Here is a 19,543-nt window from a genome sequence, read left to right on the forward strand (position 1 = left end):
GCTCTGGGGGTAATTGGCTTTCGCCCGGCGGCAACGACTGACAATCGACGGTGTCGGCTCAGCCTTCGACGAGCGTGTCGATGAGGCGGTCGAATCGGTCGACGAATCGCTCGGGAAGGGACGGCGAGACATCGTCCAAGAGCGTCGCCGTCCGCGTCGGATGCATGAGGACGAGTGTCACGTGGTTGTGCAGGTCGCGTTCTTTGCGAACGACGTCACGCTCGGTCAGGTGATTGAGGTGCCATTCGAGGGTACTTCGTGCGACGCCGATTGCGTCTGCGACGTCGTCGGGCCGCGCCGACTCGTGTTCGAACAGGCATCCCACGATGTCGCGAGCAGTCTCTCGCCGGACGAGTGCGAGCGCACCGCGTTCCCAGTCGTCGAACTCGGGTGGATAGTAGTGGGTTCGGCCGTACAACTCGGTTCGGTTGACCCGTTCGTCAGAGAGGAGTTTGCGAATGTGGTGTTGTACCTGTCCGGGTGCGAGGTCGAGCGCGCGGACGAGTTCGTTGAAGTGGACTCCCGGATTGTGCGTGATGTGGTCTGCGACGTGGATTCGTGTCTCGCTCATGGTTCATGTACCCCTGATTCGCGCTCGATTTTCCGGGCGTAGTAGATGGCCGCGAGAACGAGGCCGGCCATCACGATGTCCAGGACGTGTTCTGCGACGTGGTGGTCGAACGTCGAGAGCACGTCACTGAACGACAGCGCGGCGACGCCTGCCCGTGACGCGAACGCGAGGAGTGCCAGCGCGATGAGCAGGTGTGACCGTGTCTGTCGGCGGTAGAACACCGCGACACCGAGTGCCGCGAGCGTCACCGACGTGAGTCCCGCGAGGGCGACGACGACGGTGACTATCGGGTCGTTCGCTGCGCCGATGTGCCCCGGAACGAGCGCGAGTCGTAACAGGGGCTCCATGCGCCCACGTAACGGATTTCGGAACCTAAGGGGCGTCATCGTTCTCGGTTTTCGAGAATCGATGTGCGCCTTCGGACTTCGGCGACAATCTCACGCCAACTTCGACGCGAATTTCGACGCCAACTTCGACGCCAACTTCGACGCCAACTTCGACGCCAACTTCGACGCCAACTTCGACGCCAACTTCGACGCCAACTTCGACGCCACCGCCACCACCAATCTCAACATCACCGCCACCGCCGACCCCGAGACGGTGGATTCACGACACCCCCGGCCCCAACGCTGGGCATGAACACGCTCCGAATCACCGACGGGCAGGTACTCCGTCCCGACGGAACCGTCGAGGACGCAGACGTTCTCGTCGACAGCGACGAGGGAACCATCCTCGATATCGCCGCCGACGTCGAGACCGACGCGGACGAGACGCTCGACGCCGATGGCTGTCTCGTCATGCCGGGACTGGTCAACGCACACTGCCACGTCTCGATGACGCTCCTCCGTGGCCACGCCGACGACAAACCGCTCATGTCGTGGCTTCAAGAAGATATCTGGCCGACAGAAGCGGAACTCACGCCAGAAGACGTTCGTATCGGTGCCGAACTCGGCCTCGTCGAGATGATTAAATCGGGCACCACGACGTTCGCGGATATGTACTTCCACGTCCCGGACGTCGTCGCCGCCATCGAGGAGGCTGGACTCCGCGCTCGCGTCGGCCACGGTGCGGTCACCATCGGCAAAGACGACGAAGACGCGTGGGCCGATATCGACGAGAGTCTCGCCATCGCTCGCGAGTTCGACGGTGCTGTCGACGGACGTATCCGAACTGCCGTCATGCCGCACTCGCTGACGACGGTCGGAGAGGAGTATCTCCGAGAAGTCACGGCCGACGCCCACGCCGACGACATCCCGGTCCACTACCACGCAAACGAGACGACGAACGAGGTCGACCCTATCGTCGACGAGCGCGACGAACGACCACTCGCCTACGCACAGGACCTCGGCATGCTGACTGCCGACGACTTCGTCGCCCACGGCGTCCACGTCGACGACGAAGAGATTGCCCTGCTCGCAGCCGCCGGAACCGGGGTCGTCCACTGCCCCGCGTCGAACATGAAACTCGCCTCCGGGATGGCACCAGTTCAGAAGATGCTCGACGCCGGCGTGACCGTCGGACTCGGCACCGACGGCGCTGCGTCGAACAACGACCTCGACATGTTCGACGAGATGCGCGACGCGGCGATGCTCGGCAAACTCGCGTCCGACGACGCCAGCGCCGTCGCTGCACCGGACGTGGTTCAGATGGCAACCGCTGGGTCTGCCGACGCAATCGGTCTTCCCGGCGGCGCACTCGAAGTCGGCGGCGTCGCCGACATCGCCGTCGTCGACCTCGACGCGCCCCACCTCACCCCCGCGAACAACCTCGTGAGCCATCTCGTCTACGCTGCACGCGGCTCAGACGTCCGCCACACTCTCTGTGATGGAACCGTCCTGATGCGTGACCGTGAGGTGCTTACGCTCGACGAATCGGCCGTCGTGGACCGCGCTCGTGAGGCGGCCTCGGCGCTTTACGACCGCGTCTAATCAGTCGGCGTTCCAATCGACTCCGCCTTCCCGGCGAGTTCGATTCGAAGGCCGTCGTCGGTGACGTGAACTGCGAGCGTCTCGAACGTTCGACGGTACTGGGCGACGTGTCGGCCGTCGCTGTGGTCGACCATTATCGACTTTTCGAGGAGTGCCGCCTCGTGGAGGCGTTTGACCTCCCGGTAGGCCGTCGAGAGCGGAACCTCGGCACGGCAACTCAGTTCTTTTACCGTCAGCGGTTCGTCCGCTACGCGCAACAAATCAGGGACGGCAGGCGCGCTCATGAGGGCGAACAGCTCTTGTTCGGCGATCGTGTTGCCGTTATCTAACGCGAGCATCGCGCTTCACCACTCTAATCGTTGTGTTGACACTTGTAGATTCGGGCGAAACTCGTGTATCCGCCTTCGGTAAGGTTTTCGGCACCCTCCTCCAACCTGCGGGCATGAGCGAACACTACGCTCCCGTCTCCGAGCACCTCGACGACGTCGAGGCCGCCCGGAAAGAGGGACGCCGCAAGATGGACTGGGCGCTCCAGCACATGCCCATCCTGCAGGAACTGCGCGACCAGTTCGAGGCCGACAAACCGTTCGACGGCGAGGTCATCGGGATGGCCATGCACGTCGAGGCGAAGACGGCGAACCTCGTCGAACTGCTCGCACTCGGTGGCGCGGAAGTCGCCATCACCGGGTGCAACCCGCTTTCGACCCACGACGACGTCTCCGCCGCCCTCGACGCACACGACAACATCACCTCGTACGCCGTCCGCGGCGTCGACGAGGACGGCTACTACGCCGCGATCGACTCGGTCATCGCCCACGAACCGACTATCACCGTCGACGACGGCATGGACATGGTCTTCGCCATCCACGAGGAGTACCCCGAACTCATCGACACCATCCTCGGCGGCGCAGAAGAGACAACCACGGGTGTTCACCGCCTGCGCGCGATGGACGCCGACGGAGAGTTGAAATACCCCGTCTTCGCCGTCAACGACACGCCGATGAAGCGCCTCTTCGACAACGTCCACGGAACCGGTGAGTCGTCGCTGGCGACCATCGCCATGACGACCAACCTCTCGTACGCCGGCAAGAACGTCGTCGTCGGTGGCTACGGTCACTGTGGCAAAGGTGTCGCGAAGAAGGCCGCCGGCCAGAACGCGGACGTCATCGTCACCGAAGTCGACTCGCGTCGCGCCCTCGAAGCCCACATGGAAGGCTACGACGTGATGCCGATGAACGAAGCGGCGAAGGTCGGCGACGTGTTCATCACGACCACCGGCAACCGCGACGTCGTCACTCGCGACGACTTCGAGAACATGAAAGACGGCGTCCTCCTCGCCAACGCGGGACACTTCGACATCGAAATCGACCTCGACGCACTCGCTGACCTCGCGGTCGACGAGTACGAAGCCCGCGACGGTGTCGATGCCTACGTGATGGAAGACGGCCGCCGCCTGAACGTCCTCGCAGAGGGCCGCCTCGTCAACCTCGCCTCACCCATCGCCCTCGGCCACCCGGTCGAAGTGATGGACCAGTCGTTCGGCGTGCAGGCCGTGGTCGTCCGCGAAATCGTCGAGAACGGCGACGCCTACGACGCCGGCGTCCACGACGTGCCGGACGAACTTGACCGCGAAGTCGCCGAAATCAAACTCGCAGCAGAAGGCATCAAGTTCGACTCGATGACCGACGAACAGCGCGAATACATGGGCAGCTGGGCCCACGGAACGTAAGCAGCAGAGCCGTTCTCTTCTCGGTACTCCTCTCGAGTTTCGCAGTCGTCAGCGGCCGCGTTCCGTCCACTCACCTGCTCGCCAGACGAGTGCGACACCACCAATCCACGCTGCGAGTCGCATCGCGTCGATGGCGATATCGGGCGGCGCTTTCCATCCCCACCCGGTCGGGTAACGGTGGCTCTCGACTGCGCGAACGACGTAGTAGTTCCCGTTCCGTTCGACGAGTATCGTTCCGTCCCAGTACACCTCGTCCTCGACGACAGTTGTGGTGCCGTTTTCGACGGCCGCGTGGAGGGGTCGGTCGCTGTGGTACTCCTCGGCGGCGGCCTGCATCACCGTCTCCTCGTCGACCTGTTCGAGCGAGAGGACAATCGACTCGTTTTCGACCGTTTGGGCGGGGCGGTAGTAGCCGTCCTCTCCTTCGGTGAGGCGAATGTAGTCGTAGTCCGCGGGGAACGGTTCGTCGTAGTCTCCGGGTTCGTGATGTGGGGGAATGTCGTATCGGAGCGTCTGTCCGTCGGCCAGTGCCTCGGCAATCGCACACTCACGACCGTTTCCCGGACACCAGTGAATGTCCGTTTGGAGGTTTCCGTAGCGGAGGTCCATTTCGAGCTGTCCGTGGTGAGGAATCTCGTCGATTTGCTCCCCCTCGAACGTCACCGCTGTCTCGTAGGAGACGCCGTCGGGATAGAGGTAGAGCGGGTTTGCGAGGAGGGCCACCCCAACGAGGAGGAAGACGAATCCTCGCCAGTTCTGGTGGTTCATACGTCCGAACATTCGAGAGGAGTGTAAAGGTTTGTTGGCAGACAGGTCTTAGCGGCGACGACCCACGCAGACGGCGAACACAGACCCGAAGACGACGCCCCACACCGCGTGCGCGACGAAGATGGGCATCGAGAGCGAGGGAACGGTCGCAGGGATGCCGACTGCGCGGAGCCAAAGCGGCATGACGAATCCACCGGCGAAGAACCAGAGGAACAGGCCATAGCCTGTCCCCAGCGCAGTCATCGCAAGCGGGCGATGCAGGACGTTCCACGGGTTGCGTCGAATCACGGCGACGGCGAAGAGGATGCCGAAGACGATACTGTGGAACAGGTGGAGTACCCACCCGACACCGCCGTTCATCACGCCGTAGAGTGCGCCGATGATGGCGAGCGACCCCGTGAGTTCCTGCGAGACGAGGCCCATCACGACGCCGGAGACGATACCCGTGATGGCAGTGACGCCCAGTACCCACGGCGGAACGCCGTACTCACTGGCATTCGTGATGCTATTCGTGTTCGGTCGGGCGAGCGTGACTTCTACGACAGACCCCTCGTCGGAGGTGTCGATGTCGACGACGCCGCCGTACTTGTCGACGATGAGGAGGCGAACGAGCGTGAGGCCGAACCCAGTCGTCGGGTCGTCGTACTCGGGTAGCCGGCGCTCTTCGAGGACGGCAGCCACGTCGTCGGGGATGCCCGGTCCTTCGTCTTCGATAGCGATTTCGACACTGTCCGCCGTCGTCGAGACTGTCACCGAGACGTTCGGGTCGTCGCATCCGGCGTGCACGATTGCGTTGTCCAACAGGTGACGCAGCGCGGTATCGAGGTGCGCGTCGGCCAGTGCGCGCACGTCCTCCGGTGCGTCGATATCGAGCGTAATCGTCGCATCGGGGTAGGCAGCAGAAACGTCGTCGACTGCCGTTCTGAGCGCCGACAGCACGTCGGTCGAGACGGGGCGCTCACCCGCCGGGCCGACGATGGCACGGAGTTCGGTAATCGAGTCGTCGATACGGTCTGCGTTTCGCTGGATGACTTGCAGACTCGACGCACCCGCTGCCGTCTGCTCGGTCCCGAGGTCGGCGTAGCCGCGGATGACGTTCACCTTGTTCAGCACTTCGTGTCGGAGGATGCGGTTGAGGACGGTCAATCGGTCCGCCTGCTTCGACAGTTCGCGGCGGTTGTGGCTGTTCAACGCGGCGCGAAAGCCGGTGAGCACGCCACCGATAGACCCGCCGATGAGGACGTTCGCGACGAGCACAGACCGTGTGGCCGTGCCAACCATGGCGGCATCGCCGATACCGACGAACGTCAACCCCAACACGAGGACCATCGACGCGGTTCCGAGCAGACTCCACGTCGCGATGGTGTTGACGAACGACTCGTCGTAGGAACTCACGGACAACCCGATGCCAAAGACGGTCAACCCGAGGCCCAACGCGAGAAACGTCGCCTGCCCGAGGAGGAACTCGACGAGCGTGGTGCTGGCGTCTATCGACTCTAAGACCGTGTATCGTGTCGCGACGAAGCCGATTGCTGCGACCACGAACCCGCCGTATTTGATTCCGTGCCCCTCCAGACCCTCCATCTCGGCCCACCTGTTGTGTCGATACCAGCCTTACTCTTTTGGTGACTGTCAGGTCAGTTGTCACACCGTCCTCGTCGTCTGTGGTCGCCCCATTTATGAACGACCACGGCCGAGTCACGAGCATGTCTTCGAACAGAAAGGGCGACCGACGCGAGCGCGAACTCGTCAACAAACTCGACGAGGCCGGGTTCGCGGTAATGCGCGCCCCTGCGTCGGGAAGCGCGACGACGCGCGAACTCCCGGACGTACTTGCGGGCAACGGCGAGGTGTTCTACGCAATCGAGGCCAAAGCGTCCAGCGGGCGGCCGATCTATCTCAGCGGTGAAGAAGTCGAGGCGCTCATCTACTTCTCACAGAACTTCGGCGCGAAAGCGCGTATCGCGGTCCGATTCGACCGTGAAGACTGGTACTTCTTCCACCCCGGCGACCTCTACGTGACCGACGGTGGCAACTACCGCGTGAAGAAAGAGACGGCGCTCGCTGAGGGCGAACCGTTCGACTCGTTCGTCGGCGGACCGACGCAGACGCGACTCGGTGACGCAGACGACTGAGTCGCTGTTTTCGTACTCGATTCAGGCCCGAACGAGTTGGTCACCGAGGGAGCGCGACCCGACGAATCCCTGTTCGACGCGACTGAGACGCGAGGCCGGGAAGCGGTAGGTTCGCACTCCTTCGAGGCCCGACAGCCCCGAGAGCCCAACGGTGGCCGGGAGCGACCCGAGGTAGACGGCCTCGAAGACCGGTTCGTGGTCGCCGTACTCGGTGTTGGTCTCGAACTCCGAGACGAGTCGCCCTGGCTCTGTCGTCGTCTCGTCGGCGCGCGTGTGGAGTGCGCGCGTGACGACGAGGAGACTGCCGGTCTCTCTGTCGTGGACGAGGTCACCGGGATGGTGTTCGTGTGTGCGGCAGAGCTGTGGTCCGCGCGCGTCCATCGGGACGAACGTCTTGTCGCCACAGACGGCACACGTGGCGGTTCGGCGACCCGGTGGCGGAACTTCGCCCGTGGTAATCTCGATAGCGACGCGGCGTAGGTGTTTACAGCGAGCGTGGCGGATGGCGTTGTCTGGGCAGGTACAGGTTCGAGTTTCGATATCGACGACGTAGGTGCCACCGTCTGTCTCGACGACATACCGACCGTCACGAAGCGGACGGACGGCCATCGGTTCGACTCGCGCGCGGCGGGCACGGCCTGTCAACCCATCGGCGGGGAGTGTCGTCTTGCGGCGCACCGGGCGGCGAGTCGACGCGGGTGTGTGTGCGATGTGCGTCATGATGGTGCGTGGATGCCCGCTATCGCCCGAGGGCGACGGGGGTTCTCCATCGCGTAAATTAGGTGCCGAAGCGACCTAAACCCTCGTTCTCCCGGGAAATCACCCGTGTGAGTGGCTCTCGTCGGGCATCGACCCATCGAAGACCTTTTAGAATGGCCGTGGATACGTCGTCGCATGGCTATCGAAGCGGAGATGCGCCGGAAGATTGTCGTCTCCATGGTCGCGGTTGGGGTGTTTATCGCCCTCATCGTCGGCATCGGTGCAACCTTCAATCAAGGCGGACTGGCTGCGACGGGTGGCCTCGCACTCGTGGGCGCAATCGCGGCGTTCGTACTCGTGATGGCAGGCATCGGCGTTTGGCTCTCTCGTTCGTCCTGAACCTTTCTCGACGACGTACTCGGTGACGGCTTCACCGACGGTCTTCTGTCACTGCCCAGTCGCAACAGTACCACAGCAACAACTGACGAGCGACTGCACTCGGGTAATGGCGACTGCACTCACAGGTAAGAGCGACTGCACTCGGGTCGTAGCGACTGCACGAAGGTGAACCGCAATTAGGTGCGTTCGTTCGTCGCGGCGTCTGCCGTCGCGTCCGCCGTCGCGTCCGCCGTCGCATCTGCCGTCGCGTCCGCCGTCGCCGACTCGAAGTAGCGCAGCGGGTGCGAAATCGTGTCGCACCGGTCGTCGCGGTTCACACAGAGGTCGTACGCCTGCATCGTCTCGCAGGTCGGCGGCGCGTACTGCGACCCGCTGGAATCCGCGAGAACCGTCGCGCGCGTTTCCAGCGCTTCTGCGTGTGTCTCGCCGACGACGCTGCCGACCTCTCCGGGGTCGAAGCCGACGCCGACGAGGAACGCTGCGAGCGTGAACGCCGCCTCGTTCGCCAGGTCGTCGCCTGCCTGTGCCTGCGTCACGAGGGCGCTGATACACGGTGGGAAGTGGTCGGCATCGACTGACTCCGTGTAGACGACGTTGACCGCACCCCGGTCCGACAGCAGATTCCGCAGGCGCTCGACGTGTGGCTGGAGTGCCGACGCGAGTTGGTCGCCAGCGTCGCTTCCGCGGACGGAAAACGGTAATCCGTCTGCGACGCGGCGTCGCGTCGCTTCCCGGAGGAGTGCGTAGAGTTCCTCGCGGGCGACGCGAACTGCACCATCCGCCAGCGCGCGGTTGACCAGTCGCCAGTCGTCGCCCCAGTCTGTGTCGGAGTAGGTGAGATACGGGCCGACATCGACCCAGTAGTGTGCGGGGCCTCGTCGCCTGCTTTCTGCCCGTTCTGCCCGGACTGCGTCGGAGAGGCCGAACTCTCGGAGGAAGTCGTCCAGTGAGGCGCGGGCGTCGCTGTTGATGTCGTCGTCGCCCGCGTCGAAGTCGGCGAGCATGCGCTCGTAGGCTGTGTCTGCCTCTGCGCGAGCGTACTTGTCGACTGCCGCCGGTGTCTCGACGAGCGAGACGATGATGCGGGAGATGGGGTACGACAGCAGTTCGGATTCGGTATCCCACGTGTAGGGCGATTCGGCTTCGACGGTGCCCTCCATGAGGGCGCGTTCGACGCGCTCTACCCCACGCTCGACTGCTGGAGCATCCTCGGCAACGAGCGTCGCGATAGCCACGTCTGCCGATTCAACCGCGTCTCTCGCGGCGGCGAAGAATGGGTATCGTGCGTGGAGCGGGCGCATCCGCATACCGCCACGTTCCGGGTGATACCCGATAAACGCGACGAATTTCCCGGTGGCCCAAAGACGGACTTGGCAGCGACGCATCACACCACCTATTACGGACCGCATCCTCACCCTCTCACGTGCCGCATTTCGACTATCCGTGCCCGGACTGCCGCGCCACGACGAGTCTCCACGACGCCGACTGTCAGTTCGAGGGGACGCCGTGGGTGGATGTCGAACGCGCCTACGTCGATATCGTCTCCGTCCTCACCGGCGGGCCGTGTGACGAAGAGACGCTTCGCCGCGAGGCCCCGGGTGAGTGGGGCGCGCTCCAGCAATCGGCGCTGTCTCGACTCAAGCGCGACGACCGAATCTCGGAGGCCAACTCGGGCGTCCTCCGACTGCTCACCGCAGAAGAGTTCAGAGAAGAGGTGTCCGAACCGACGCACGAACCCATGCGGACGCTCTTTACGTACGGGAGCGTCCCCGGCTGCCACGACAACGCCGTCTTCGCCATGATTGCGTGGTACGAGATGGTTGGACTCTCGTGGCCAGAGACACGCGAGAACGTCGTCAACTGGCTTCGCGAGACTGGAACGTGGGACCGCGGCGGATTCGAAGAGGCGACCCCGCAGGAACTCGTCGAGAAGAAACGCCACGTCTACGACGCTGGCTACGGGTGGAAAGAGAAAGCCACCTCGGCGAAGCGCATCATCGACCGCTATCGGGCCTGACTGCAGTCGTTCGACCGTCGGCAGTTCCTGTTTTACTCGTCTGTGTCGTCCGTCGGGGCGCAATGGTTACGGATTTGTCGCGCGTCTGGTGAGTCGTGAGTGGACCCGAGTCGGCTTCTCTGGCAACGGCTTCTTCCCCGCCGTCTCCGGCGGACCGTGGGGCGAGACGCGCGCTGGCCGTCGTCATCGCCATCGTCTTCATCGACCTGCTCGGATTCGGCGTCGTCATCCCGATTCTGCCGTTCTACGTCCGCAGTTTCGGCGTCAGCGACGTGTTCATCGGCTTTCTCGCGGCGTCGTACTCCATCATGCAGTTTCTGTTTGCGCCTATCCTCGGGCGAATCTCCGACCAGCGGGGTCGCCGCCCAGTCATCATGATTTCACTCGTCGGGAGCGTCCTCGCGTGGACCGTCTTCGGCCTCGCCGGCGAAATCGAACTCCTGTTCGGGACGGTGCTCGCGGTGGCGACACTCTTTTCGTCACGGATGCTCGCGGGCGCGATGGGTGGCAACATCGCCACGGCGCAGGCGTACATCGCAGACATCACGCCACCCGAGCGCCGCGCTGGTGCACTCGGACTCATCGGCGCGTCGTTCAGTCTCGGGTTCATCTTCGGGCCAGCAATCGGGGGGCTCATGGCCTCGGACCCGGTCGTCGCCGCCGCGCAGAACGTATTTCCCGCGTTCATTCCGGCGACCCGATTTTCCCTGCCGAGTTTCACTGCTGCCGGGTTGAGCCTCGTCAGTCTCCTGTTCGCGTTCGTCTTCCTCCGTGAACCCGCCCGGAAGCGCGCACCTGTTGGCGCGTCGACGACGTCGCTCGTCACGCAGTTCCGTGACGCGCTGAACGACGACAACCTCCGGGGTCTCGTCGTCTCGTTCTTCGTCGTCTCGGTGGCGTTCTCGGGCGTGCAGGTCATGTTCATCCCGTTCGCGGCGGACATCTACGGCTACGGAGAGACGGAGACGGCGCTGTTTCTGACGTACATCGGACTTCTCGGAACGCTGAATCAGGGCGTGGTCGTCGGGCAACTCGCGCGGCGATACTCCGAGGCGAAACTGGCCGTCGTCGGTGCGTTTGGGCTCATGCTCTCGCTGGCGTTGCTTCCGTTCTCACCGGATATCGGGCAGTTCCTTCCGGCCGTCGGCGGCCCGGTATGGTTCACACAGGAACTCCTGGCACTCCTGTTAGTCGGGGCGCTGTTGTCGTTCGGAAACGGGATGTTGAACGTCTCACTGTCGACGCTCGTCTCGACGTCGGCATCTGCCGAAACACAGGGCAACGCCTTCGGCGTCACACAGGGGGCAGGGAGTCTCGGGCGAACGATCGGCCCGCCAACCATGGCCGCGCTCTACGTACTCACCTACTGGTCCCCGTTCGTCGTGGGGGCCATCCTCATCGCCCCCATCGTCCTCACGCTAGTGACGATAGCCCGACGCCCCCGTGTAGTCCCCGAGTAACTCGTCTGGAGCTGGTTCTCCGTAAACGTTAGGCCGGCACAGGCTGAGTCACACCCGTGCTTCCGGCATCGCCTCTCGTCATCCTCTGTGTGATTGCGGCCGCCGTCTCCGGGTCTATCGGCATCGTCGCATGGCGTGAGGGGACCGAACCCGGGTCGAGATGGCTGTCGGTTCTGTTGTTCGCGGCGACGCTGTGGGCTGGTTCGTACGCATCCGCGCTCGTGACGTTCGACCCGAGTCTCCGAGTGTGGTACCAGCTCCCCATCGAAATCGCACAGGGTATCATCGCGCCAGCGTGGCTCGCGTTCGCACTTGCGTACACCGGCCGCGGCGAACTCGCCTCTCGCCGTCTCGTCGTCGGACTGTTCCTGTTTCCTGCGGTCACCGCTGCTGTTCTCGTGACGAACCCATCACACGGCTTGCTCTGGTCGAACTACCGAATCGTCTCTGTGTTCGGTGCGGCCACGGTCCAGTTCGACCCGAACCTCTGGTACTATGTCCACGCAGTCTACGGCTACGTCATCATCGGCACCGGTATCGTTCTCATCGTCGGCATGCTCATGGAGCGTCTGTCTCGCTACCGCGAGCAAGCCGTCGCGCTCGCAATCGGGTCGATTGCGCCAACCGTCGCCCACGTGACGCACACCTTCGGCCTCGGCCCGTTTCCAATGGTCAACTTCACGCCCATCGCCCTCTCGGTGACCGGTGTCACGTTCGGATACGCGCTCTATCGCTTCCAACTGTTCGGCCTCTCGCCCGCGACAGGGCGACTCGGCCGACGTGCCGCAATCGACGACGTGGCAGTCGGCATTCTCGTCATCGACCGTGAGAACCGCATCGTCGACGCCAACGCCGCCGCACGGTCACTCCTCGACTTCGACATCGGGTCTGTGCTGTTCGAACCGCTCTCGACGGTCCTCCCGGGCGTCGATATCGACGACGAGCGGCAACTCGTCGACGTGACTATCGACCGGAGACGACGGACGTACGAAATCACCATCTCACCGGTCACAGACCAGCACGAACGCCGTCTCGGGTGGACGGTGTCCGTGTCGGACGTGACGGGGCGCGTCCGGCGACGACAACGGTTAGAAGTGCTGAATCGCGTGCTTCGCCACAATCTCCGGAACGATATGACCGTCGTCATCGGGTACGCCGACATGGCTGCAGACCGCCTCCCACCAGACGACCGCCCAATCGCGAAGACGATTCAGCGTCGGTCGAACGCCCTCGTGTCGCTCGGTGAGAAGGCCCGAACAGTCGAACGCGTCATGGCGGGTATCGACGCCGGAGGCCAGTTCGACGTCGCGCAGACGGTTCGACGCGCCGCGACGGAGGTCCACACCGAGTTCGGCACCGGGGAGATAACCATCGATGCGCCCGACTCGCTGTTCGTCACCGGCAGTGAATCTGCGGCCAGACTCCTCGTTCGCGAACTGGTCGAAAACGCCTACGAACACGGTGACGCCGACACGACGGTCCGCGTCGTGGTCCGCGAAGCAGACACAGACTTGCTCCTCAGCGTCAGTGACGATGGCCCGGGCGTCCCCGACTACGAACGAACAGTCGTCGAAGAGGGCGGGGAGTCACCGCTGAAACACGGCAGTGGACTCGGACTCTGGGCCGTTCGATGGACGGTCGACGCGCTCGGTGGCCAACTGACGTTCGACGTCGACGACGGGACGACGGCGACGATTCGACTGCCACACTGGCGTCAGGTCGACGACGACGCGGAGTCGCATCCCGTCGAGGATGTAGGGGCCTCATAGACTGTTGCGTACGCTGGTCCCTCGTAGACTGTTACGTACGCCGGACCCTCGTAGACTATCGAGGAAGCCGGACCTTCGGCGGACGACCTGTTTCTGGGTGGAACGTGCTGGCGAACGACCCGACTAGTTCAGCGACTGCTGACAGGCCACACGGTCGCAAGAGAGGTTGGTGACGCCGGTTGGGCGTCACGGTTCGCAGTTAGTCGCTCTGGATGCGCGGGGCGAGCATGTACGTGATGGTGCCCATGCCCTCAGCAATCTGGTAGTGGAGTTTGACCGGGAACTCTTCGCCGAGTTCGACGGTGACTTCGGCGTCGGACGGAATCGCCTTGTTCATATCCTTCAGGTAGTCGAGCGAGAACAGCGAGTCGGCGTCGCCGGCCTCGATGCTGATGAGGTCCGCCGGGGGCAACGAGAGGTCCACGTCGTCGGTGTCGCCTTCTGCTTCGATGTGGAACGTCTCTTCGGCGCTGTCGACGCGGAGTCGGATGTGGTCCGAAACCATGTCGGCCGCCTTGATACCGCGGTCGAGGTGCGTTCCTTCGAGGACGATGTTCGCCGGAAGGTCGAGGTCCGGGATGTCCGGCTCCTGGCGAATCGAGTCGGGGTCGATGAGCGCGAGCGTGTACGAGAGCCCGTCGATGCGGATGTTGAGTTTGCGCGTCTCTTCGTCGAGCGTGAGGTGGATCAGGTCGCCCGCTCCCGCCATACCAGCGACTTCTTCGAGTCGGGAGAGGTTGACACCGATGACGCCGCCGTCAGCCTCGTAGGATTCGAACGCTGCAGCGTCGAGCGTGAGGTCCACCATGCCGACGTTCGCGGGATCGACGGCGCGGATTGCGAGGTTCTCCTCGTTGAGTCGAATCTTACACTCGTCGACGAGAACGCTCACTGAGTCGAGCGCGTCCCGGAGCGTCGCGGCACTCACGATGGCCTTGAACATATGCGCATTCGTACGACAGCGGTCTTAAAAATACTCCTGATTCGGGCTGGCAATATGATGTTCCCGCACGCCCTCTCGCGTGCGCGACCTGCCTAACTCCACTACGAACCTCCTCTTTGCCTCCCGATACCTCACCATGACTATTCTTGACACAATGTTGCAAAATACTGAAGCAGCTGATTTCGTGGGTTTCAGACTTCGCTACAATCAAATGCGGGTTTGTACAACTGGATAGATATGGCTCACACCGAGCAGACTCGTATCGCATTCGTCTGCGTCCAGAATGCCGGCCGGAGTCAGATGGCGACGGCGTTCGCGCGGCGCGAACGCGACAGGCGTGGCGTTGGCGACAGAATCGACGTCGTCACTGGCGGGACCGACCCTGCGGACCACGTCCACGACGAAGTGGTCGACGTGATGCGAGAGAGTGGGTTCGACCTCGCCGAGAACACACCGCGCACTATCGACCAAGACGAGATTATGGACGTGGATATCGTCGTCACGATGGGCTGTTCGGCGGAGGGTATCTGCCCGATGACGTGGCGCGGCGACGCTCGCGACTGGGACCTCGACGACCCGGATGGTCGACCGTTCGACGAAGTTCGAGCGATTCGCGACGACATCGAAGCACGCGTCGTCGAACTGTTCGACGAACTCGTCAGTAGTGAGGCGAGCAACTGATAGATGGCTGTCTCGGAACTCTGGGCGGTCAGCATGGTGTTGGCGGCGTTCGCGGGCGGCGCGTTCGGCGCGGCTATCGGTGCGCTCCCGTCGTTCGCACTCACCGGGGTGGTCGTCGTCGTCGGCGAACTGTACGACCTCGTTCGGCGGACGACAGACGCGAGTCTCGGCGCGGTCGACATCACTGGTGCAATCGGCTTCGGTGTCGTCTTCGGGCCGCACGTTGCGTTCGGTGGCGGGGCCGCAGCGGCGGCCTACGCGGCGAAACGCGGCTATCTCGACATCGAGTTCGACTACCACCCGGCCAAGGAAGTCACGCAGGGACTCGGAACGAAACCTGACGTCCTGCTCGTCGGTGGCCTCTTCGGTATCTTCGGTTACTGGGTCGCGACGCTCTCGGCAACGATTGGCCTCCCAACCGACCCTGTCGCACTGGGGGTCGTCGTCTCCGCGCTCACTCACCGACTCGTCTTCGGATACAGTCTCATCGGCGCAGTTCCCGGCCGACTGTTCGATATGTCTCCGTTCGAACGCGGTGAGTCGAGGGGCGAAGCGCGGGCCGATGGCGGCCTCGTGGGTGCAGAGAGCACAGCAGATAGTTCATCCGGCGGCGACGACCGCCTCGCGGTCGAACCGTGGCTTCCGTACCAGTACCGCTGGCCGAACGTCGTCGTCCTCGGAACCGTCGTCGGAATCCTCGGTGCGTACATCGCCTACGTGACGGGAAGTGCCTTCCTCGCGTTCGGCCTGTGCGTCGTCTCACTCGTGTTCGTCAACGCCGGTGTTCCCAAGATTCCCGTGACGCACCACATGGCGCTCCCTGCGAGCACTGCTGTGGTTGCCAGCGTCGATGCTCCGCTTTCGTCGCTGACTCCTGTCGCCATCGCGAGTGCGGTGCCGCTGAGTGAAGCAGTCCTCCTCGGTGCTGTCTTTGGGGCTCTCGGTGGTGTGCTTGGTGAGGTCGCACAACGCGTCTTCTACGCTCACGCAGACACCCACCTCGACCCTCCGGCGGCGAGTATCGTGGCCACGTCGTTCGTCATCGCGACGTTGGCACTCGTCGGTGTCCTTCCCAGTGCAGCTTGGGTTCCACTCCCGTGACAAGTGATTCTCTGGCCCCTTGAAGCGAACCGAATGATGGAGTCCGGTCTGATTCGCTAGCGACCCACAACGAACCTCGGGCGACGACTCGACATCCGAGGGGTGCGTTCGTCTGCCTTACTGCATCGCCTTGACCCACCCGGGAACGCTCGCCATCCCTTGCTTGTCCTCCCAACCATGCGCTCGGAGGTACGTTTCGAGGTCGGTCAACTCGAAGCCGAACGTCTCTTCGAGTGCATCGACGTCGGCGCTGTACCCGACGTCGTTGAACCATTCACACATCACGGTGAACTCCTCACCGAACGCTTCGTAGGCGTCTTCGATGGGGACGTGAATCGCCTCGACTTCGCGGCCAGTGATGTCCGAGAGAATCGCGGCAGTCTCTTCGAGCGTCTTCTCGTCGCCTGCGAGGTCGATCGCTTCGCCGACGAATGCGTCGGGGTTCGCGAGTGCGACAGCAGCCGCGTGGCCGATGTCGTCGTTGCTGACCATCTGGAGGCTGACACCCTCTTCGAGTGGGAGCGCGAGTTGGCCATCCTCGACGATATCCTCGGCGAACGCCTCGAAGTTCTCGAAGAAGAAGGCGGGCTTGAGAACCGTCCACGGGAGGTCGAGGTCGCGAATGTGTTGGTCGATTTCGTCAGCGGAGTCGAAGTGGGGGATACCCGTGTCCTCGTCGTGACTGCCGACCCCCGAGAAGACGAAGTGGTCGACGCCCTCTTCACTGGCGACCGTCGCGATGTTCTTCCCCTGTCGAACCTGTGCGTCGTAGCCCTGCGTCCAGAAGTTCGTGACGGCGAAGACGGCGTCCGCGTCACGGACGGGTTCACGGAGTGTCTCTGGCTCTTCGAGGTCACCTTCGACCACCGTGACGCCACGGGCTTCGAGCGCCTGTGCTGCGTCACTGGAGGCGTCTCGCGTGAGGCCGCTGACGTCGAATTCGTGCTCACTCTCGAGGAGGTGGTCGACGACTGCGCCACCTTGGTTTCCGGTCGCTCCGACGACGAGTACGTGTGTGTGTTCGGCGGACATTGGTACGAACGTGTCTCCACGTGTGGCCAAATCACCATATATCTCTGGCAACACAGGCGACAGGTGATGACACCGATGTCACCTGCGAGTGGGCGTGCAGCGCATGGTGACTCGTGTCTGAGGTTCACACGGCCTGAAACCAAAGCCGAAGGCGGTATACGGTCTGATACGCTACTGACCCACAACGAACCATGGCGCGCAAAGACCACTACTACAACAAGGCCAAACAGGAGGGCTATCGCGCTCGCTCGGCCTACAAGCTGAAACAACTCGACGAGGAAGTCGGGTTGTTCGGTCCCGGCAACACGGTCGTCGACCTCGGTGCCGCCCCCGGCGGGTGGCTCCAGGTCGCTTCCGAGCGGGTCAAAGCCAACGGCAAAGTCGTCGGTGTCGACCTCCAGCGAATCCGCGGCCTCGACCTCCACAACGTCGAGACCATCCGCGGCGACATGACCGAAGACGAGACGAAAGAAAAACTCACGTCGATTATCGGCGAACGCGGTGCCGACGTCGTCGTGTCGGACATGGCACCGAACATGACCGGCGAGTACTCGCTGGACCACGCACGTTCGGTCTACCTCGCTCGGCAGGCGTTCGAAGTCGCACAGGAACTCCTCGCGACCGGCGGCGACTTCGCCGTGAAGGTGTTCGACGGACAGGACCTCGCGGACTTCCGCGCCGACATGGAAACAGAGTTCCAGTACGTCCGGTCGATTCGCCCACAGGCCTCCCGTGACAGTTCGTCCGAACAGTATCTCATCGGCAAGCACTTCCTCACTGCCCCGGTTCGCAAGGGCGACGAACTCGAGGTCGAAATCGTCGACGTGGGGAGCGAAGGTGACGGTATCGCGAAAGTGGAGGACTTCACAATCTTCGTCTCAGATGTCGAAGAAGGTGACACACCCCGCGTCCGAATCACCGACGTGAAACCCCGGTTCGCGTTCGCCGAACCGCTCGACGACTGAGCGCGCCTTTTTCTGTTCTCTCACGTCGCGTCCAGTCTGGTTCTCACGCCGCGGTTTTCCTGAAACTCGCTGATTCGTCCGGTCGCACCGCTCACGATTCCCAACAGGTGGTGTCCACTCTCGACTCTCGCTCAGTCGTCTATCACGAGGTCGAGCCGTAGTTCGGTGTGACATCCTTTCCATCCACCACGACAGTGCCCTGTCGCGAGAATATCACCGAACGACGTGTATGTCGCACAGTTCGGACACCGAATTCCCATCTCCATCGCATCCTGCTCGGTGAGACGGACGCGGTGCTCATCGACCATCAGCATGTGGTATGCTACCAAAAGAGATAAGCCGAGCGTCGAATCTGTCGCTCAGGTCGGGCGCACGACCGCTCAGTCAGCGACCCACCCGTCGTCGGCCGAGGTGGACTCGTCACCGAGGAGCGAGACGACGAGGTAGACGAACGGCGTGTCGACGAGCGCGATGAGGAGTTTCAGCAGGTACTGTCCGACGATGAGTCCGATGAGCACGTTCTGTGGGAGTGCCTGGCCGATGCCGAGAACCGTCGGTGCGACGTAGAACGCGACGCCGACGAAGATGACCGTGTCGATGGCCTGACTCGTCGCCGTCGAGACGATGTTTCGAAGCCAGAGGAACGCACCGTCTGTCATCTCGCGGATGCTGTGGAAGACGATGACGTCCCAGTTTTGACTCACGAGATACGCGAGCAGACTGCCGGCAACGATGTTCGTCCCCGACGCGAGGACGTTGGAGAACTCGGCGGCAAATTCGGGGTCTGCGGCGGGTGCGACGATTGTACTCCACACCAACCCGAGGAGGACGAAGTTCATCGCGAACCCGACGTTGACCATCACCTGCGCCGGCCGTCGGCCGTACAGTTCGGAGTAGCAGTCTGACGCGAAGAAGGTGAGTGCGTACGCCAGTGCTGCGCCCGGCAGAATAATCGTCGCGCCGACGACTGGGAGTTCACCGATGGCAGACGGAAGTGGAATCGCCAGCAGTTTGGAGGCGGTCAACTGCGCCGTCGTCAGTGCCGTGACGAACAACCCGACGAGGGCGATTTGGCCGACGTTCGAGTGCCCCTTACTCATCGTCTTCCAGTCGGTTGTGTCGTTTGTCGATTTCGTCGAGGATGTCGAGCGTCTTACGAATGGACGATCGGACAGCGTCGCTTCGGTTCACGAATTTCTTGTCGTCGCCGACGTGCTCGTCTAAATCAGCGAGCAGTTCGTCGGGAATCTCAACGCTAATTTTGGCCATACTCGGCGATTATCACGAGAATACTTACGCCTTTTCAACAGTCAGTTGAACCGATAGCTTCGTGTCGCCCCGAAAAT

Annotated in this window: 23 protein-coding genes; 11 read left to right on the forward strand and 12 right to left on the reverse strand. The window is 63.0% G+C overall.

Annotation, left to right across the window (positions count from 1 at the left end; all coding sequences use genetic code 11):
• Nucleotides 1-58: 58 nt before the first annotated feature.
• Entirely contained in the window at nt 59-571 is a 513-nt protein-coding gene (locus tag ACK3SC_RS01310) for a winged helix-turn-helix transcriptional regulator (protein WP_416838321.1), read from the reverse strand.
• The gene (locus ACK3SC_RS01315; protein ID WP_416838322.1) at nt 568-918 is read right to left on the reverse strand and encodes a hypothetical protein; all 351 of its coding nucleotides are present in this window, start codon (nt 916-918) and stop codon (nt 568-570) included. The genes ACK3SC_RS01310 and ACK3SC_RS01315 overlap by 4 nt, the downstream gene beginning before the upstream one ends.
• 61 nt (nt 919-979) lie before the next feature.
• Here ACK3SC_RS01315 and ACK3SC_RS01320 point away from each other — a divergent pair, with 61 nt between their 5' ends.
• Entirely contained in the window at nt 980-1,210 is a 231-nt protein-coding gene (locus tag ACK3SC_RS01320) for a hypothetical protein (protein ID WP_416838323.1), read from the forward strand.
• A complete protein-coding gene (locus ACK3SC_RS01325; RefSeq protein ID WP_416838324.1) occupies nt 1,207-2,499 on the forward strand; it encodes an amidohydrolase in 1,293 nt (430 codons plus the stop codon). The genes ACK3SC_RS01320 and ACK3SC_RS01325 overlap by 4 nt, the downstream gene beginning before the upstream one ends.
• Here the strand turns inward: ACK3SC_RS01325 and ACK3SC_RS01330 are convergent.
• Nucleotides 2,496-2,837, reverse strand: a complete 342-nt coding sequence (locus ACK3SC_RS01330; RefSeq protein ID WP_416838325.1) for a helix-turn-helix domain-containing protein — start codon at nt 2,835-2,837, stop codon at nt 2,496-2,498. The genes ACK3SC_RS01325 and ACK3SC_RS01330 overlap by 4 nt on opposite strands.
• Nucleotides 2,838-2,941: 104 nt before the next feature.
• Between ACK3SC_RS01330 and ACK3SC_RS01335 the strand changes: the two genes are divergently transcribed.
• Nucleotides 2,942-4,228: an adenosylhomocysteinase gene (locus ACK3SC_RS01335; protein WP_416838326.1), complete on the forward strand. Its 1,287-nt coding sequence runs from the start codon at nt 2,942-2,944 to the stop codon at nt 4,226-4,228.
• Nucleotides 4,229-4,276: 48 nt separating this feature from the next.
• Here the strand turns inward: ACK3SC_RS01335 and ACK3SC_RS01340 are convergent, their stop codons facing one another.
• Both ACK3SC_RS01340 and ACK3SC_RS01345 read right to left on the reverse strand, forming a co-directional pair.
• On the reverse strand, nt 4,277-4,996 hold the full coding sequence (locus tag ACK3SC_RS01340; protein ID WP_416838327.1) for a hypothetical protein: 720 nt from the start codon (nt 4,994-4,996) through the stop codon (nt 4,277-4,279).
• A gap of 48 nt (nt 4,997-5,044) precedes the next feature.
• Nucleotides 5,045-6,580 (reverse strand): ATP-binding protein, encoded by a 1,536-nt coding sequence (locus ACK3SC_RS01345; RefSeq protein ID WP_416838328.1) that lies wholly within the window; start codon nt 6,578-6,580, stop codon nt 5,045-5,047.
• Nucleotides 6,581-6,702: 122 nt separating this feature from the next.
• On the opposite strand from ACK3SC_RS01345, the gene hjc reads away from it, so the two are divergent.
• Nucleotides 6,703-7,131, forward strand: a complete 429-nt coding sequence (gene hjc, locus ACK3SC_RS01350; RefSeq protein ID WP_416838329.1) for a Holliday junction resolvase Hjc — start codon at nt 6,703-6,705, stop codon at nt 7,129-7,131.
• A 21-nt stretch (nt 7,132-7,152) separates the two neighbouring features.
• Here the strand turns inward: hjc and ACK3SC_RS01355 are convergent, their stop codons facing one another.
• Nucleotides 7,153-7,809 (reverse strand): SWIM zinc finger family protein, encoded by a 657-nt coding sequence (locus tag ACK3SC_RS01355; protein ID WP_416839922.1) that lies wholly within the window; start codon nt 7,807-7,809, stop codon nt 7,153-7,155.
• Nucleotides 7,810-8,025: 216 nt separating this feature from the next.
• Here ACK3SC_RS01355 and ACK3SC_RS01360 point away from each other — a divergent pair, with 216 nt between their 5' ends.
• Nucleotides 8,026-8,229, forward strand: coding sequence for a hypothetical protein (locus ACK3SC_RS01360; RefSeq protein WP_416838330.1), 204 nt, complete (start codon nt 8,026-8,028; stop codon nt 8,227-8,229).
• Between the two features lie 176 nt (nt 8,230-8,405).
• On the opposite strand, the gene ACK3SC_RS01365 is transcribed toward ACK3SC_RS01360, so the two are convergent.
• Nucleotides 8,406-9,530: a DNA primase gene (locus ACK3SC_RS01365; RefSeq protein ID WP_416839923.1), complete on the reverse strand. Its 1,125-nt coding sequence runs from the start codon at nt 9,528-9,530 to the stop codon at nt 8,406-8,408.
• Nucleotides 9,531-9,652: 122 nt separating this feature from the next.
• Between ACK3SC_RS01365 and ACK3SC_RS01370 the strand changes: the two genes are divergently transcribed.
• From ACK3SC_RS01370 to ACK3SC_RS01380, 3 genes are all read left to right on the forward strand, one after another.
• Nucleotides 9,653-10,246, forward strand: coding sequence for a hypothetical protein (locus ACK3SC_RS01370; protein ID WP_416838331.1), 594 nt, complete (start codon nt 9,653-9,655; stop codon nt 10,244-10,246).
• A gap of 95 nt (nt 10,247-10,341) precedes the next feature.
• Complete coding sequence (locus ACK3SC_RS01375) at nt 10,342-11,706, forward strand: MFS transporter (protein WP_416838332.1); 1,365 nt, start codon at nt 10,342-10,344, stop codon at nt 11,704-11,706.
• A gap of 56 nt (nt 11,707-11,762) precedes the next feature.
• Nucleotides 11,763-13,475, forward strand: coding sequence for a histidine kinase N-terminal 7TM domain-containing protein (locus tag ACK3SC_RS01380; protein ID WP_416838333.1), 1,713 nt, complete (start codon nt 11,763-11,765; stop codon nt 13,473-13,475).
• Between the two features lie 199 nt (nt 13,476-13,674).
• Here the strand turns inward: ACK3SC_RS01380 and ACK3SC_RS01385 are convergent, their stop codons facing one another.
• Nucleotides 13,675-14,418, reverse strand: coding sequence for a DNA polymerase sliding clamp (locus ACK3SC_RS01385; RefSeq protein WP_416838334.1), 744 nt, complete (start codon nt 14,416-14,418; stop codon nt 13,675-13,677).
• Between the two features lie 237 nt (nt 14,419-14,655).
• Here ACK3SC_RS01385 and ACK3SC_RS01390 point away from each other — a divergent pair, with 237 nt between their 5' ends.
• Both ACK3SC_RS01390 and ACK3SC_RS01395 read left to right on the forward strand, forming a co-directional pair.
• A complete protein-coding gene (locus ACK3SC_RS01390) occupies nt 14,656-15,099 on the forward strand; it encodes a low molecular weight phosphatase family protein (protein ID WP_416838335.1) in 444 nt (147 codons plus the stop codon).
• Between the two features lie 3 nt (nt 15,100-15,102).
• Nucleotides 15,103-16,200, forward strand: coding sequence for a hypothetical protein (locus ACK3SC_RS01395; RefSeq protein WP_416838336.1), 1,098 nt, complete (start codon nt 15,103-15,105; stop codon nt 16,198-16,200).
• Between the two features lie 117 nt (nt 16,201-16,317).
• Here ACK3SC_RS01395 and ACK3SC_RS01400 read toward each other — a convergent pair whose 3' ends face one another.
• Nucleotides 16,318-17,232: an NmrA/HSCARG family protein gene (locus ACK3SC_RS01400; RefSeq protein WP_416838337.1), complete on the reverse strand. Its 915-nt coding sequence runs from the start codon at nt 17,230-17,232 to the stop codon at nt 16,318-16,320.
• Nucleotides 17,233-17,423: 191 nt separating this feature from the next.
• On the opposite strand from ACK3SC_RS01400, the gene ACK3SC_RS01405 reads away from it, so the two are divergent.
• Entirely contained in the window at nt 17,424-18,197 is a 774-nt protein-coding gene (locus ACK3SC_RS01405; protein WP_416838338.1) for a 23S rRNA (uridine(2552)-2'-O)-methyltransferase, read from the forward strand.
• A 131-nt stretch (nt 18,198-18,328) separates the two neighbouring features.
• Here the strand turns inward: ACK3SC_RS01405 and ACK3SC_RS01410 are convergent, their stop codons facing one another.
• From ACK3SC_RS01410 to ACK3SC_RS01420, 3 genes are all read right to left on the reverse strand, one after another.
• Nucleotides 18,329-18,505 carry a hypothetical protein gene (locus ACK3SC_RS01410; protein ID WP_416838339.1) on the reverse strand — a complete coding sequence of 59 codons (177 nt, stop codon included), beginning with the start codon at nt 18,503-18,505 and terminating at the stop codon, nt 18,329-18,331.
• A 72-nt stretch (nt 18,506-18,577) separates the two neighbouring features.
• The gene (locus ACK3SC_RS01415) at nt 18,578-19,297 is read right to left on the reverse strand and encodes a queuosine precursor transporter (protein WP_416838340.1); all 720 of its coding nucleotides are present in this window, start codon (nt 19,295-19,297) and stop codon (nt 18,578-18,580) included.
• Nucleotides 19,290-19,466 (reverse strand): ribbon-helix-helix domain-containing protein, encoded by a 177-nt coding sequence (locus ACK3SC_RS01420; RefSeq protein ID WP_411965075.1) that lies wholly within the window; start codon nt 19,464-19,466, stop codon nt 19,290-19,292. Before ACK3SC_RS01420 ends, ACK3SC_RS01415 begins: the two co-directional genes overlap by 8 nt.
• Nucleotides 19,467-19,543: the final 77 nt, after the last annotated feature.

Origin of the sequence: Haloferax sp. DFSO52, assembly GCF_048158745.1 — an archaeon.
In the GTDB taxonomy this organism is placed as follows: domain Archaea; phylum Halobacteriota; class Halobacteria; order Halobacteriales; family Haloferacaceae; genus Haloferax.

What these genes read in the sequence shown, in the direction of transcription:
- ACK3SC_RS01330 (WP_416838325.1), bottom strand. Translation starts at nt 2,837, where the DNA reads ATGCTCGCGTTAGATAACGGCAACACGATCGCCGAACAAGAGCTGTTC.
- ACK3SC_RS01415 (WP_416838340.1), bottom strand. Translation starts at nt 19,297, where the DNA reads ATGAGTAAGGGGCACTCGAACGTCGGCCAAATCGCCCTCGTCGGGTTG.
- ACK3SC_RS01325 (WP_416838324.1), top strand. Translation starts at nt 1,207, where the DNA reads ATGAACACGCTCCGAATCACCGACGGGCAGGTACTCCGTCCCGACGGA.
- ACK3SC_RS01420 (WP_411965075.1), bottom strand. Translation starts at nt 19,466, where the DNA reads ATGGCCAAAATTAGCGTTGAGATTCCCGACGAACTGCTCGCTGATTTA.
- ACK3SC_RS01400 (WP_416838337.1), bottom strand. Translation starts at nt 17,232, where the DNA reads ATGTCCGCCGAACACACACACGTACTCGTCGTCGGAGCGACCGGAAAC.
- ACK3SC_RS01395 (WP_416838336.1), top strand. Translation starts at nt 15,103, where the DNA reads ATGGCTGTCTCGGAACTCTGGGCGGTCAGCATGGTGTTGGCGGCGTTC.
- ACK3SC_RS01360 (WP_416838330.1), top strand. Translation starts at nt 8,026, where the DNA reads ATGGCTATCGAAGCGGAGATGCGCCGGAAGATTGTCGTCTCCATGGTC.
- ACK3SC_RS01315 (WP_416838322.1), bottom strand. Translation starts at nt 918, where the DNA reads ATGGAGCCCCTGTTACGACTCGCGCTCGTTCCGGGGCACATCGGCGCA.
- ACK3SC_RS01405 (WP_416838338.1), top strand. Translation starts at nt 17,424, where the DNA reads ATGGCGCGCAAAGACCACTACTACAACAAGGCCAAACAGGAGGGCTAT.
- hjc (WP_416838329.1), top strand. Translation starts at nt 6,703, where the DNA reads ATGTCTTCGAACAGAAAGGGCGACCGACGCGAGCGCGAACTCGTCAAC.
- ACK3SC_RS01385 (WP_416838334.1), bottom strand. Translation starts at nt 14,418, where the DNA reads ATGTTCAAGGCCATCGTGAGTGCCGCGACGCTCCGGGACGCGCTCGAC.
- ACK3SC_RS01335 (WP_416838326.1), top strand. Translation starts at nt 2,942, where the DNA reads ATGAGCGAACACTACGCTCCCGTCTCCGAGCACCTCGACGACGTCGAG.
- ACK3SC_RS01340 (WP_416838327.1), bottom strand. Translation starts at nt 4,996, where the DNA reads ATGAACCACCAGAACTGGCGAGGATTCGTCTTCCTCCTCGTTGGGGTG.
- ACK3SC_RS01365 (WP_416839923.1), bottom strand. Translation starts at nt 9,530, where the DNA reads ATGCGCCCGCTCCACGCACGATACCCATTCTTCGCCGCCGCGAGAGAC.
- ACK3SC_RS01310 (WP_416838321.1), bottom strand. Translation starts at nt 571, where the DNA reads ATGAGCGAGACACGAATCCACGTCGCAGACCACATCACGCACAATCCG.
- ACK3SC_RS01320 (WP_416838323.1), top strand. Translation starts at nt 980, where the DNA reads ATGTGCGCCTTCGGACTTCGGCGACAATCTCACGCCAACTTCGACGCG.
- ACK3SC_RS01345 (WP_416838328.1), bottom strand. Translation starts at nt 6,580, where the DNA reads ATGGAGGGTCTGGAGGGGCACGGAATCAAATACGGCGGGTTCGTGGTC.
- ACK3SC_RS01410 (WP_416838339.1), bottom strand. Translation starts at nt 18,505, where the DNA reads ATGGTCGATGAGCACCGCGTCCGTCTCACCGAGCAGGATGCGATGGAG.
- ACK3SC_RS01390 (WP_416838335.1), top strand. Translation starts at nt 14,656, where the DNA reads ATGGCTCACACCGAGCAGACTCGTATCGCATTCGTCTGCGTCCAGAAT.